The sequence below is a fragment of the Sporocytophaga myxococcoides DSM 11118 genome, from assembly GCF_000426725.1.
GTDB classification, from domain to species: domain Bacteria; phylum Bacteroidota; class Bacteroidia; order Cytophagales; family Cytophagaceae; genus Sporocytophaga; species Sporocytophaga myxococcoides.
Genome location: NZ_AUFX01000010.1, coordinates 271,203 through 285,049 on the forward strand (window position 1 = coordinate 271,203; position 13,847 = coordinate 285,049).

The 13,847-nt window shown below is 33.2% G+C and carries 12 protein-coding genes; 2 read left to right on the top strand and 10 right to left on the bottom strand.

Features of this window, described 5'->3' with window-relative positions:
* Positions 1–18: 18 nt before the first annotated feature.
* From K350_RS0113760 to K350_RS0113770, 4 genes are all read right to left on the bottom strand, one after another.
* A complete protein-coding gene (locus tag K350_RS0113760) occupies positions 19–492 on the bottom strand; it encodes a hypothetical protein (protein WP_028980410.1) in 474 nt (157 codons plus the stop codon).
* Positions 493–569: 77 nt separating this feature from the next.
* Positions 570–1,007 carry a class I SAM-dependent methyltransferase gene (locus K350_RS0113765; RefSeq protein ID WP_028980411.1) on the bottom strand — a complete coding sequence of 146 codons (438 nt, stop codon included), beginning with the start codon at positions 1,005–1,007 and terminating at the stop codon, positions 570–572.
* Positions 1,008–1,168: 161 nt separating this feature from the next.
* The gene (locus tag K350_RS32010) at positions 1,169–1,390 is read right to left on the bottom strand and encodes a T9SS type A sorting domain-containing protein (RefSeq protein WP_162144173.1); all 222 of its coding nucleotides are present in this window, start codon (positions 1,388–1,390) and stop codon (positions 1,169–1,171) included.
* A 56-nt stretch (positions 1,391–1,446) separates the two neighbouring features.
* Positions 1,447–1,875, bottom strand: coding sequence for a hypothetical protein (locus K350_RS0113770; protein ID WP_156027041.1), 429 nt, complete (start codon positions 1,873–1,875; stop codon positions 1,447–1,449).
* Positions 1,876–2,128: 253 nt separating this feature from the next.
* Between K350_RS0113770 and K350_RS0113775 the strand changes: the two genes are divergently transcribed.
* Complete coding sequence (locus K350_RS0113775; protein WP_081671002.1) at positions 2,129–2,998, top strand: alpha/beta fold hydrolase; 870 nt, start codon at positions 2,129–2,131, stop codon at positions 2,996–2,998.
* 237 nt (positions 2,999–3,235) lie between these two features.
* The gene (locus tag K350_RS0113780; protein WP_028980414.1) at positions 3,236–5,035 is read left to right on the top strand and encodes a T9SS type A sorting domain-containing protein; all 1,800 of its coding nucleotides are present in this window, start codon (positions 3,236–3,238) and stop codon (positions 5,033–5,035) included.
* A gap of 210 nt (positions 5,036–5,245) precedes the next feature.
* On the opposite strand, the gene K350_RS0113785 is transcribed toward K350_RS0113780, so the two are convergent.
* The 6 genes from K350_RS0113785 to K350_RS0113810 form a co-directional block, all read right to left on the bottom strand.
* Entirely contained in the window at positions 5,246–8,341 is a 3,096-nt protein-coding gene (locus tag K350_RS0113785) for a T9SS type A sorting domain-containing protein (RefSeq protein WP_162144174.1), read from the bottom strand.
* A 1,072-nt stretch (positions 8,342–9,413) separates the two neighbouring features.
* Positions 9,414–10,094 (bottom strand): hypothetical protein, encoded by a 681-nt coding sequence (locus tag K350_RS0113790; RefSeq protein ID WP_028980416.1) that lies wholly within the window; start codon positions 10,092–10,094, stop codon positions 9,414–9,416.
* Between the two features lie 7 nt (positions 10,095–10,101).
* Positions 10,102–10,254: a hypothetical protein gene (locus K350_RS32735; protein ID WP_211236746.1), complete on the bottom strand. Its 153-nt coding sequence runs from the start codon at positions 10,252–10,254 to the stop codon at positions 10,102–10,104.
* Positions 10,255–10,894: 640 nt separating this feature from the next.
* Complete coding sequence (locus K350_RS0113800) at positions 10,895–11,665, bottom strand: DUF2490 domain-containing protein (protein ID WP_028980417.1); 771 nt, start codon at positions 11,663–11,665, stop codon at positions 10,895–10,897.
* 188 nt (positions 11,666–11,853) lie between these two features.
* Positions 11,854–13,218 (bottom strand): tetratricopeptide repeat protein, encoded by a 1,365-nt coding sequence (locus K350_RS0113805; protein WP_162144175.1) that lies wholly within the window; start codon positions 13,216–13,218, stop codon positions 11,854–11,856.
* Between the two features lie 16 nt (positions 13,219–13,234).
* The gene (locus K350_RS0113810) at positions 13,235–13,816 is read right to left on the bottom strand and encodes a DUF6940 family protein (protein ID WP_028980419.1); all 582 of its coding nucleotides are present in this window, start codon (positions 13,814–13,816) and stop codon (positions 13,235–13,237) included.
* Positions 13,817–13,847: the final 31 nt, after the last annotated feature.

Genomic DNA, 13,847 nt, shown 5'->3' on the forward strand with positions numbered 1-13,847 from the left:
CGCATTGATTATGAAATTTTATATCTTCCCCGTTAAACAAGCTTCATAAACTTTCATTATCCTTTTACCAATTTCATCTTTGTCAGCATAAAAGGAAATGGATGATTTGATAGTCAGTTCACTGTCTTTATGAGGAATACCTTCAATGTCAATTATCATATTATACTCATTACAACCATTTATTGAGATGTTAATATATTCCTGATCAAATGCTCTCACTGATTTTGATTTACTGTGTTTAAATGCTGGCCAATCGGTCAATTTTGATTCCCGCAGATTTTGCTCTTTAAATGAAAATTTATTCAAACTATTAATTACTGCTTCCCCTAATGCGCTATCACTAATTCCTTTATCTATCACTTCACAGCTTTCTTGTTCATAGATAATGCCTGCCTTATTAATATGTCGAGGCGCAATAATTATTTGCTGATATTTATCCGATATATAAACTGAAATACGTTTAACTAATTTCTTCTTCCTTTTAAAAAACATACTTAAAAAGTAAGGTTTACCTCAAAAATTAAATTATTTTAATGTGATTTATCTAAGCTTGATCAGAAGTATACTTTCTATCTATATTCATTAAGAGAAATTTCCTTTAGCGGATTTCCACCGTCAATAAATAGTTTTCCTTCCCCGGTCAATGCCTTTGCAATCCTGAGCAATGACTGTTTTTCAATTTCGGGATGTCTTCCATCCAAAGCTCCAACTCTGACAGCAATAGCAATATCGTACAGTTTTTCTTCGGGTTCCAATTCAAAATTTTCTATAGCAACATGTCTGAATGAAAGTCTGCCTGTTTTAATTTCAGTATCAGAACCAACAATAGCTTGCTGAATGGCTTTGGCAGAACGGTCAATAGCCAGAATGTGCCCTTCTCCGATTAATCCCGATATTTCTCTTGCCATTGCTCCAGGACCACAACCAATTTCCAGTACTCGTATGCCTTTCTTTAATGGAAGAGCATTTACAATATCAAAAAGTCGTTTCGATAATTTACTTTGCATTTGACTTGTATAACCGTTTCTTTATATCTACATCCAATTTATCCATTTATAACTTATGTTCAAATTACCTAAAATACTTTTCATTTGGCTGTATCTAATTAATATAAAAAAAGCCAGCTATTTGCTGGCTGATTAATTAAATTTTTCCGTCGTTGATTTAGTTAATAGTATGTTATCTGCTTAGAATACACATTCTCACCGTCTGAAAGATGTAGTATGTATACACCATTGTTCAGACTTTTAATAGGAGTAGATTCATTCATTTGGGTACAACCGTTAAGTATTAACACTCCCGATGCAGAATAAAGAGAATAATTAAGTTTTGAATTATTTCCTGACCATTCCCTAACTGTAAAATTTCGATTTTCTACATCCCAGTTCAATGTTGCTTTAGCAAGAAGAGATGGTTTTGTAATCGCTGTTGATATTTGAATAAATTTTATAAAGTCATTATTGCATCACATTCATCATTCGAACTGAGGCTTAAATGAGCAATAAGATAAGGGTAAGTATTTTGCGGATTTTGCGGAAACGGATTGGCTTCATACGTTCCACTATATGTTTCTCCCGGTGAGAGAATTTCTGTACTTTGATAACTTATGAATGCTCCGCCGGCAGCAGCATCGCCACCTACCTGATCATCGGTGGATACATAATTTTGAATCACAACCTGTCCAAGAACAATGCCTGTTGTACCTATATTTTTGATCTCATAAGAATAATAATAAGTGTCATCAATGATTGAAGTAATCGTGATATTGGTAAAAACAATATCTTTTCCAGTACAGGCATATGTGTTACTTACCGCAGAAATTAATAATAGCATTGCCAAAAATAGGTGACATGCATAATGTAGTAGACATCTCATAACAAACTGGTTTCTAGATAAATCAAAAATGATTATAAAACTATTTGAGAGTTTACGCGGATCTCGTAAGAATGTTCTTAAGGCCTCTCTTGACAATGGAATCTACTGTAACTTAAAAAAAACTTCTTCTTCTCGTATGAATCATCAGTAACATTCCCACTGAAAAACAGACACATACACAAACTTTTTCTTTTGTTGAAATATCATTTTTTTATACCTTTCCTTTAAATTATATTATTTAAAAACCAACACTATGTTAACAATTAAAACACGTTTCAGTCTATTAAGGCAGGTACTTTTTGTATTAATGACATTGTCGCTTTTTTCGTGCCATTTGGTTACTCCACAAGAAGAAGTCAATACTTCCCATAATACAAACAGGGAAGCGAATTCCAAATCTCAAACTTATCTTTTGGTCCATGGAGCCTGGCATCCGCAAGAATGCTGGCATCTTGTGAAGGAAAAATTAGAACAGCAAGGCCACAATGTGTTCACAGTGCAATTACAAGGTCTTGGAAAAGACCAGACACCTTTAGAGCAAATTACATTACAATCCCATGTTGATGCAGTAAAACTTGCTCTAAATCAAATAGAGGGGAAAGTAGTACTGGTGGGGCATTCGTATGGAGGAGTTGTTATTTCTCAGGTTGGAGAACAATTGCCTCAAAAAATTGAGAAGCTTGTTTACCTTTCTGCGTTCATGCTTCAGAATGGTGAAAGTCTTGCAGATATAGCGTTAAAGGATACTTTATCTGTAGTTACTCAAAATCTTGTATTTGCTCCTCCTGCAGCATTTATTCCTAAGGAGAAATATATAAGTGCTTTTTATAATGAAGTAGAGGAAAATAATAATCAGGTAGTAGAGCAAGAAGTAAACGAACTAATGGCATTATTAAGACCGCATCCAATTGCTGCTTTGGGAACACCTATTTCAATAGGAGCAAATTACAACAGTCTTGATAAAGTTTACATTTCATGTTTAAAAGACCATGCCATTACACCTTCAGCTCAGCAATTCATGTATTCAAGATTTAATGGAGTGAAGGTATTTACCTTGAAGGCAGATCATTCACCATTTATTACTCAGACAAGTCAATTAGTCAATATACTGGGTAAACTATAAAAAGATCAACAGACCTCTAATACTTATAAAAGGTCTGTTGATTACTGTTGATTACTGTTTATTTTCTTCATCCTCTTACCCAATATATTAAATAATTCTTCAAGTCATAATAAACTATGATTCACAGGATTGAGAACTTGCATGCTCTCAATATAGTCTGACAGTAAACTTTTCATTTTTAAAACGCGTATATTCGGATCCGCCTTAAATTGTTTCTTTCACATTTATCTTTTCAGTATGAAAAAATATTTACTAACTTTTATTTCAGTTATACTCCTTTCTGCCAGCCTTAGAGCCCAGACAACTGATACCTATGTTGTGGCAGATAAACCAGTAGGATTATCTTCCTGTGTTGACTCTGTTATTACATTAGCAGACATTTTTGAAATGGCCGGTATTCGCGATCTCAATGATCCGAATGACAATGTCAGCATGTATAAAATGTTCCGTCTGCATGGATCTGTAATTACTACTGATGAATTGACAAGTATTCATTATAGTGACTATCCAAGTGTATTTGTTAAAAAAATGAACGCAACAAATTCGCATCACGGCGGTGTTCAAGTTTTTCTTTATTTGATCACTCCACCAACTTCTATGTTCAGTGTGGATACTCTTAAATATACAGTTGAAAAAGGAGCTACAGTAAATTTCACTCCCGATTTCTTTGAAAAATTCACTTTCTTCAGCAGCGGTAAGGATTTGACAAGTCTTAATAAACGCATTCTGTTCACGGACCAATCTATAGGAACAGAAGCTCCAATTGATACTAATTACACGTGGTCAATTGTGGGTAAAGGAAAATATAAAATCAGAGTGCAGGTTGCAGTCTGTGATCCTACAGATCTTTATTATGATAGCATTTATGTAGTAGTAAATGAATCACCATGCCTTAAACTGGAAATTAAAAATATGCCTTCTCTATGCAGGGACGAAATAATAGACATTACACCGTATGTTTATCTGGATGGTCATTTAGCTACATCTGCAGATCTTTCACAAATGACTTTTCTCAATAAAAGTTTATTAGGAGGAACAGGTGAATCCTTTGATCCTACTGCTATGGATGTGACCCAAATGGTAGATAAAGTAAGTCGTTTTCCAATGTTTCATATTGCTTATCAGCCGAATGTTGCATTAGGCATGTGTACAAACTATAGCTACATGCCGACCTTAAAAGTTCCCACTAAATTAATTACTACAGATCTTATCCTTACCAAAAACAATTATGGTGCAACTGTAAACTATACCCTCGACGGTGATTATTATGCATTCAATGATATGTTCAGTAAAGATGTATTAAAAAAATTATACATTGACAATTTTACTTCTGTTCATGATGGCACGACCTTTGACTACTTTTCAGATGCAGCATTAACTGTCCTTGCTCCTGGAAACAACTTAGCTCCTGGCACTTACTACATTGCCGCTACAAATCCAGATTGCTCAGAGGACAGTACATTATTTAAGATAAATGTAAAAAATAAAGATTTCGATCTCATCTGGCAATCGGCTCCTGCCATCGGTAAGGGCTATTATACGTTTAATGCACCTGTGTATAGTGGAGCAACGTATGCATGGTTTGCATGGGGAGGTTCTATGATTTCAGGAAATAACACCAATCAGTTAACTGTATATTTTTCTGAAACTGCTGCACCGTCTGTCACAGTAAGCTGTACTATCACGCTTCCTGCAGTCCGTACAACTATAAATGGTAATGCATTAAGCTCTGCAGTGTATATTACTTCTGACGAAAACGGTAATAAAGAAGAGATAAAATCAGATATTACAACCCCGGTGGTTTCGAGTGTTTCAGGAAGTTCACTAAAGGCTTATCCGAATCCTTCGTCAGAAACATTCGCATTATCTGGTTCTGGCTCTTATGATGTAAAAATCTACAATTCAGTTGGTCAATTAGTATTCACTAATGCTTCTTATAAAGCTGACACTCCTATTACCGTTTTAAATAAAGGATTGCATGTTGTCCACGCAACACAAAATGGTATATCTCAGAAAGTGAAAGTTATTGTTGAATAACGGATAAATCATAACCTGATCAACTTTTACAATTGATCTACCAAAAAAAGATCTGAATATGAGTATTCAGATCTTTTTATTATTGAATATATAATTAACTTCTTGCTAACAGTTTGACTAGACTGAGCTTCTGCTCCAGATTTATAACAACTACGATCATCTAAATTGAATCATACTTAGGCGTCAAATAATTATAAAAAGCTTTATAAACTATTTTATCATCAGTTTGAATATATTTCTCCTACTCTCCTCTTCTACTTTTATAAAATACAATGCAGGCATTAAATCAGGTAAGTTTATAAATTGTTGATTCGAGCAAGGTCCTTCGTATATCTTTTGACCTTCGATGGTATATATAGTAATTGCAGCAATGCTATGTATACCAGAAACCTGAATATGATTTGTTGCAGGATTCGGATAAATTATAATTGGAGTTTCTGTTGCTTTATCATCTAAGATACTTAATACTGTTTGTGTGAATGAATATTCTTGTCCCTCACATCCATTGCCATCAATTGCTTTTATATGATAGTTTCCTGCAGGTAGATCGGTCAAAAAAATGGTATCATTTACAGCATACCGTATTTCCGTTCTATCTCCTGTGATCTCCGCATGGTAAGGCTTAGAACCACCGCTACACAATAGCCATGCTTGGTTTACTTTACTTGTATCTATATGATATTTAAAATCTGATGACCGAATACTAATTTGTGAAGTATCTGAATGACATGTACCCGAAGAAGATTGCGTGTAGGCCAATAAGGAATCTGCAGATGCAACCGGATTAAAGTGAATAGAAAAACTCGTATCGAGGATTTTTTTCTGATTCACAGAGTACCAAATTGTATTTGCATAATCAGAAACGAGATCAATATCCTGATCTGCAGAACAATAATTTATGATACTATCTGCTAAAGGTTTTACCGAAGAATTTCTTTTAAAAATAAGTTCTGTGATATCGCTTGCACATTGAGGATTTTGATTAACGAAAAAAACATTAACTATTGTATCAGCCACATCTGGCATTTTAACGACCAAAGAGTCGGCTAATATTGATTGGCGGTTGGTTCCATAATAAAAGTATCCTTTAATATTTGGATCTTCCAAGTAAGGTTTAATTACAAATGTATCTCCAACACATAAAAAAGGTGGGATATCAGCCTTTGGCAATGGCTGTGCTTTTATGTCAAATTCCAGTGTTGAATTAGCACACTTCAGTTTATCTTTTACTGTAACCGAGTAATGTCCGGCTTTTAGTTTGTCTCTATAAACCAGAAATGTATCCTGATCAATATCGTTCCAACGCATAGTGGTAAATGAATTTGTATTTTGGACATTAATATTCATTCGCCCTAATGCACCTATACTATCACACCCAAGATTAGAAATATAACCTAGCGTTGCAGAAGATCTGGACCAATATTCATTATAGCTTTGATTACAATTGTTTGTATCCCTGATAAAGATTGTATTATATTCATTATATGGTAGCTTAACACGTATTGCCTCCCCTGGCCATTCAGTATTTAATAATGTATCATTATCAATAAAAACTGTAACATAATTAGTTGGAGTAATTGTTGTCAGAATATTAATTTCAGCAACTACGCTATCACACAAAAGCGTTGGAGTATATGTTACATTTGTCTGCAGTATTTTTTTATGAATCGTATCGGAATAAACTTTACAGCCTAAACTATCTTTAACAGTAAAGTTGTAATCTGCCACTTTATTTAAAGGAAAGTTTTCATATCCTCCCCATATATAATCCATTTCTTTCGGTATGATCCTTTTGTATATGCTATCACCATCTGTCCACGTCACAGTATAAGGCGGCAGACCTTTCCATATCATAGCTCCAAATCCGGCAGAGTTGCATTGACCTGCAGACGGATAACTGAACAAAACATGTAACGAATCAAGATGCTGTCTGCTTGCCAATACGGATGTATTTAGTGTACAGTTCTTACTATCCCTGATTTTAACAGGGTATAAGCCAAGCGTATCGCTTATTACAATGCTATCATTTGTCTGATAAGTTTTATTATTAATTGTAATCTGGTATGGTGCATATCCTCCACTTACATGCACTTCTATATCGAAGATATTACAGGATTTTCCATTGGGGTATACCTTAGTTCTATGAATAAGATTCGGGCAATCACTCGACTTTGCTATTTTTAATTCGTAAATACCTGTGGTTGTTGTTCCAAAGACACGACCATTACTGGTTTCTACTACATCCGTAAGATATTCAGGCGCCAGCGCGTCAATCTTTTCCCAGCTATTACCTTTATCCGAAGACTTTAACAGTATATCACCTATAGCTTCATATTGAGGAGCTGGCGCTAGTGGTGCGATATAATATAAATTACCTGACCCCGAACTTCTAAATCCTCCCTCAAGTGCTCTTCTATTGTCGGGATATGCGTTAGTCATCTGCAACAGATTAAACATTCCATTTTGGAGTAGATAAAAACGAGTTTTAAGACCGCTCGAATCAATAGCATTTCGAGTCAGCTCAGCTATTCTAAGAATTACATTTCCGTCCCGATCTATGTTGAATCTACTTTTGGGATAATAGGTACTATCTCCAAAATAATACTCAGGTAAGATTACATTCTGCCAGGTGGCTGCTTCATCGTCTGATTTATAGACAACATCCTCATTATTTAAGCCATTAGTTGTTATATATAATGTATTTCCTTGCTGAAAAAGTCTATATAATGGAGTTACAGCAGCCAATTTTGTCCACCGGCATGTAGCAGGATCAAATATTAATAACACCGTAGTGTCAGGTTGAGATGGATCAGAGTTAGGTTCAGCTCCAGTCATATAATACCTGCCTTTATGAAAAGTAATATTGCCAGTTACATAAGCACGTAAATTATAAAAATTACCGTTTCCACACATAGCCACTAAACTATCCAATGCTTTATTATACTTAAGAATTTTACCTTCTAAGAATGTAATCCAGCCGCCATCACTCCCCGTCCAGTTGAGGCTTACATCCTGACCTTTACTTGTTATTTTTTTAAAATTAAAAAGAGTATCTGAGCTCGCATACCACTGATATCTCCGATATCCATCTATAGCGGTATAAACTAATATGCCATCCCGGGCATACACATTCAGTGAACTAGTCGCGAACCCAGAGTCTGACAGCTCTGGAAAAAGGTTGGATTTTTCCCAATAAAATTTCTGTGAAAAACATTGAGAAGAAAAAAAGAATAAACTTATGACAAAACATACATAGATTGATCTATATATTTTTGAAAATATTCCTTCTAAAAATCTGATTACCATTCTTTCCATCATTTAAAATAAAAAATAAGCGTTTCGGTTTAGGTGAGTTGACTCCTATTTATCTTCTGAAAATGAGCAAATAGTATCTTCATTTATGTTTTATACAAAAATATGGTGATAATGTAACCCCACAGATCATAAATAATAGTAGTATTTCTTCTTCCCGGCAAATACCTTATAAGGCAGGGATGCATATTCTTTTTAAATTAATGATCTACTTAAGCAAGTTTATGTAAATTGAATGTAACTCTTATTCTTTGCTATATTGTAAAACCATATATAAACCTAGTTAAATAATCATGATTAAATATATTTATCTTTCACTTTAGTTTTCGTCAGTTTATTTTTTACAGCACAGGATTCTCTTGTACTCAACTTGCCATTTTCAGGTAATGCAAACGACATAAGTTCTTATAAGAACCATGGACATGTATACGGTGGAATTTTATAGTTGCTACTTTCGATAGCCATACATTAAAGGTCTTTGCAGACGGAAAATTACTTAATGAAAGAAAGTTATCTTCACCTGCTCCGATTGTAAAGTGTGGGAGTAATATAAGGATTGGGACAGCCTGAAACGATTATCCTAATCGTTTTAAAGGTATAATAGATGACGTAAAAATTTATAACAGTATCTCATGTTGAAGACAAGCAGGAGAATTTAATTATTTACCCTAATCCGGTTACGCTTTATTTAAAGAATAATAGCCTGAAAAATTTTAATTTTGAAATCACCTCAATTGATGGAAAGCTAAAATTAAAAGGTAAAAATCAAGAGGCAATAAATATATCTTCATTAATCCCCTGGAACATATATTATTTCTGTAATAAATGAAAAGAACGAAATAGTTTCATCAAAACAGTTTATAAAAAAATAGAATTATAAATAAAAGAGTTTGATTCCTCAACCTCTTTTATTTAATTTACTTAGCCTCCTACTCTACTATTAGCTTTGTTTTTCAAATTTCGGTCTCTTTGAAACAGAAGTACAAACATCTTTTTATTTCTTAATAAACCTTACAACACTTTAAGCATTCCCTCAAATTAAATAGAGAACATACAACGACATGTTTTATTTCCTTTTAATTTTCAACATCTGGTTTCCACCTTTTTGAAATTCATAATCTACAGATTCAATATCAACTATAAAATTTGTTTTAAAATAGTCCACTATACCATCTAGTACTTCTGACTTTACAGCATTTAAGTTAAGTATTGGAAATATTCGTACCTCTTTACAAATACGCAACATCTCAGAGATAGATTCAATATGAAAATCCAATCCTAGTTGAGAATACAAAATCAAAAAGTGAGAACTTAACCCTAAATCAAATGAAATGTCTGCAAATCTGGTTGAGTTTGGCAGCTCATGATATATATATCGCTCCTGAGCTTTACCTAAGTCAAAATCTTTAATGAAATCATTCATCGCATCCATACGAATCTGTTCTAAATTCTGAATGTTTTTTATATGGTTCCACACAAATTTATCCTGATTTGATCGAGTTTGCCCAAGTACAGTCTCTTTGGTCTCTGCTATTCTTTGCAGCAACTCATCTTTAGTAAACTGATAAATTGGATCTAAAGAAATAACTTTGTGATTCAGTTTTGTCATCTCTCTGTTAAAACTTGCAGGTCCATCTCCAAAGCTTATGATCCTTTTACTCAAATCCGAATCAGTCAAGCTGAACATGCTGATATATTCGCTTAAATTTCGTCCCCAAGGAACAACGTTTTTTAATTCAAATGCCATAATAATTTTACCTCTCTTTATTTTTTTCAAACGCAGTAATCATCAAACTTAGAATCTTACTGTCATCTTCAATTCCATTTTTAATTTTGCCGGACTTTAATAATTTAGATAATATATTCTCTCGTCCATAAGGAAGATTTTTCTTTTTATCTCTTCCCAAAAAAATCCACCGTTTTACCTCCTGATTCGTGAAAGCAGGTGAAAGTATCTTGATGCTAAATTCTAAACCAACGGAGTTTTTAAATTGAGGTGAGGATTTAAAGGTATCCTATTGAATTCCATATAAGACATTATTATATGATCTAAGTGTGCTTGTGTAATCCCTTTAGGAGGGTATTCCTGGAAAGCTATAACGGCGAGATCAATTGTCTTAACAAGGTTTTGAGCTTATTCCGAATATCTATCTTTAGACATTTATTAAATGTAAATTAATCTCTGACATCCCCAATCCAAATATAAATATAACTGACATTTTTTAAATAATCAGTTTTTCAAAAAGGTATTCTCCTTTTCCTAGCCTGCATTAACATATTCTCCCATACGCTTACTAAAGTTAGATAAAGGAGGCTGGATTTATGTTTTTAAGAACAATAAAGCATGCCAACATGTCCAATTATATGGTTTACCAGAACAACAATAAGTTAACGGCTATATGCAAGAAAGGCTGAGGAACAGTTTTAATTATCTCAAGAATGTATTTTTCTTCCAATCATCTTTCAAACTTGCATAACCAAGCATTTTTAGGAGCTTCATTAAATGCCAGGGCTAGTCTTTTGTTAAAAGAGAGATCAAATAAACATTCACTCAAGCTTCTTGAAATTTATATCATAATACATAGAAATAATAAACCCTTTATTGTATTCATAAACATACTTTCCCGTCTCCTTTTCTTTATGCTCATGCTTAGATAGCTGAAAAAAATAACCTCCTTCAAATTTGAGATTTTTGACAACTTTATAGCCCAAACCAATAAATAATCTATTTTGATCAAAACAGTTTTTTCCTGTGTTACCTCCAAATCTGATAAAGATTTCATCATAAGCTGTCAGATATGGTTCCTTTGCATCTACTGTATTTCCCATTAGGGCAAAGTTAACTTTTAATTGATATCTGATTCTGTTCTTATAATCCCATCCCGCAATTTTATGGCCAGTACTATCGGTAAGTTTTGCAACAAATCGCTGTTCTAATCTTAATCGATTGTCAAATTCAAATTTCCAATATGGAATTTTTAATTTGAGATCTTCAAAAATTCTGTTTTCAGGATAGGGCTCTTTAGAGGTTGGGTAATCACCATATGGATACGTCTCTACAAAAACATATCCTAGCAAGACAGAGAGGCATTCTGTTATATTATAATTAACACCTACCCTGGCCAGGGATTGTTGCCATGTAGAGATAAAATGCGTTCTTCTCCATTGATATTCTGTATGCAATCCAAACTTCTTGCTCAATTTGTGGTCACCGAAGTAAGAATACCACCCTACATTATTATAGTCTTTAATTCTCTCCTGTGCCTTTGCTTTGAACAAGCAGAAACTTAATATTAAGAATACAAATTTGGCTTTCATTGAGGCTTATCTATAAAACATTTTATTGCAACACGATTGCAATAACATTGTTTATAGGGAGCCTACAGGATGGGGATTTTTTTTCCTTGTATATATCTCCTACATTTTTTTCAAATCTTGTTTATTTGAATTGCAGTTTTTGCACATTTTTGAGGTTAAACAAGACAAAGCCAGCGGAGCATTGATTTTTATTTACAATATTCCTTAATTCCCAAATCAGCGTCAGGTTCTCCATATTTTTTAGCATTATAAAAGTCTATACAGAAGTCCCGCATACCAAGTTTTTGCTTTACTTGAGCCAGAACAATATAACCATATCCGTATTTGGGATTTAATTCAATAGCTTTAGAAGCATCTTCATAAGATTTATTATACTGACCAAGTTCTAAATATAAAAATGAGCGGTATCCAAATGCTCTGAAAAAATCCGGCTTAATTGAAAGCGATCGGTTGAAATCTGCTTCTGCCTCTTTATATTTCTTTAATTTTCTATAGCAAAGACCTCTATCGATATAAGGTATATGATTTTGAGGATTTAGTTCAATTAATTTAGTAGAATACTCAATCGATTTAACAAATTCCTTTTGATCAAAATACAATAGACTTAGATTATCATAAAGAAGATCTTTTATAGGATTAGACAATTCCAATGCTTTTAAATAGTCTTTCTCAGCATTAGGGTAATCCTTTAATTTATAATAGCAATAACCCCGATTTAGATAATATTCGGACGTAGAGATACTCTTTTCGATTAATTTTGAATATGCTTTGATGCCTTGTTTATAAAGTTTGCTGACAGCACATAATTCAGCTACGAATTTTAATTGTTGAGTGAATGAGCCATTGCAAACTGAGTCAGGAATGTCAAAAACGTTTTTGTACCCCAGATTATAGGCTGTTGATCTATCTTTACATGCGGAATTGACATCAAAAAGATATAAGTTAATTTTGGAACGAGCAGAATATGCTTGCGCATATTTATTATCTAAAAGAATTGCTTTATCTATATGCTCCAAACTTTCAATGATTTTTTCATTGCCAAGTAAAATAATTGCAAAATTATTATGCAGCTCAGGAGTTTCATGCCCCTTTTTGAGAGCATACCTATAATCTTTTTCCGCTTCTCCATTATTGGCCAATTGCTGATTTACAATTCCTCTCCAATAATAATATTCTCCCTTTGGCTGCAACTGAGTGGCTTTCACTAATGCTGCTAAGGCACTATCCAGATCTTTGGCTTTATTTAGCAATAATCCTTTTTCAAAATAGTAATCAGACTTTTTAGGATTAATCATAATAGCTTTGTTTATTCCAAACTTAGCTTCTTCATATTTAAAAAAAATGTAATTCGCTTTAGAAAAGCGTAGCCAGTATTCAGCATCCGAAGTATCCTTTTGGTGATTGCTATTTAGTTTATCTAATGCAATCATAGCATCAATCATAGAATTTGTACTTATTAAATCGTCTACCTCCTTAAATCTATTTTCAATTTGGGCGTTTGAAATTACAATATTTGCCAGGAATAATATTGTTAGATAAATTTTTAGTTTCATGTCAGTCATTTTAATATTACTCTAAATTCTTATAAGGCAGATAGCTGTAATATTTAGGCTTAGTATCAATTCTTACATGTAACCAATGGACTCCTAATCCAGAAGTGCTAACCCACTTTATTTTTCTTTCTATTGAATTGAGGATATCTTCTCCAACCTTCTTCCAAAAGATTTCAACTTGGTCACAAGGTGCATATCTCACAAAATTAGCTATGTGACTATAATTATTTGAATTATCTATCTCAATTGGAACAATCAACTTAGCGTCTCTATTTAAGTTGAAAAACGATGTAACATATTTACCTTGATAAAAATACTGAATGAATGAAGAATTATCAGCTGTAATTTTTGAAAGTAAAGGTGAGTTTACAAGAACAAATTCAAATTTTTCATGATAGGTATCAATCGTAACTGGCCTGACTTCCCAAAAGTATGCATCATATGAACTAGATCTTAGTAACTCAATAAAAAAGGCTCTGAATTCTTTAGAATTGCAAAGTAAATTTATTGTTTCAGCATAAGTTATTATCTTTTCATTTTGGGTGACTATATATTTAGTTACTTCACTTCCTACTTTTTGTTCTGTATATTTCCACATATTATTTTTTCAATAGTTTGAATACAACGCA

What these genes read in the sequence shown, in the direction of transcription:
- K350_RS0113770 (WP_156027041.1), bottom strand. Translation starts at nt 1,875, where the DNA reads ATGAGATGTCTACTACATTATGCATGTCACCTATTTTTGGCAATGCTA.
- K350_RS0113780 (WP_028980414.1), top strand. Translation starts at nt 3,236, where the DNA reads ATGAAAAAATATTTACTAACTTTTATTTCAGTTATACTCCTTTCTGCC.
- K350_RS0113775 (WP_081671002.1), top strand. Translation starts at nt 2,129, where the DNA reads ATGTTAACAATTAAAACACGTTTCAGTCTATTAAGGCAGGTACTTTTT.
- K350_RS0113800 (WP_028980417.1), bottom strand. Translation starts at nt 11,665, where the DNA reads ATGAAAGCCAAATTTGTATTCTTAATATTAAGTTTCTGCTTGTTCAAA.
- K350_RS0113785 (WP_162144174.1), bottom strand. Translation starts at nt 8,341, where the DNA reads ATGGTAATCAGATTTTTAGAAGGAATATTTTCAAAAATATATAGATCA.
- K350_RS0113810 (WP_028980419.1), bottom strand. Translation starts at nt 13,816, where the DNA reads ATGTGGAAATATACAGAACAAAAAGTAGGAAGTGAAGTAACTAAATAT.
- K350_RS0113805 (WP_162144175.1), bottom strand. Translation starts at nt 13,218, where the DNA reads ATGAAACTAAAAATTTATCTAACAATATTATTCCTGGCAAATATTGTA.
- K350_RS0113790 (WP_028980416.1), bottom strand. Translation starts at nt 10,094, where the DNA reads ATGGCATTTGAATTAAAAAACGTTGTTCCTTGGGGACGAAATTTAAGC.
- K350_RS0113765 (WP_028980411.1), bottom strand. Translation starts at nt 1,007, where the DNA reads ATGCAAAGTAAATTATCGAAACGACTTTTTGATATTGTAAATGCTCTT.
- K350_RS0113760 (WP_028980410.1), bottom strand. Translation starts at nt 492, where the DNA reads ATGTTTTTTAAAAGGAAGAAGAAATTAGTTAAACGTATTTCAGTTTAT.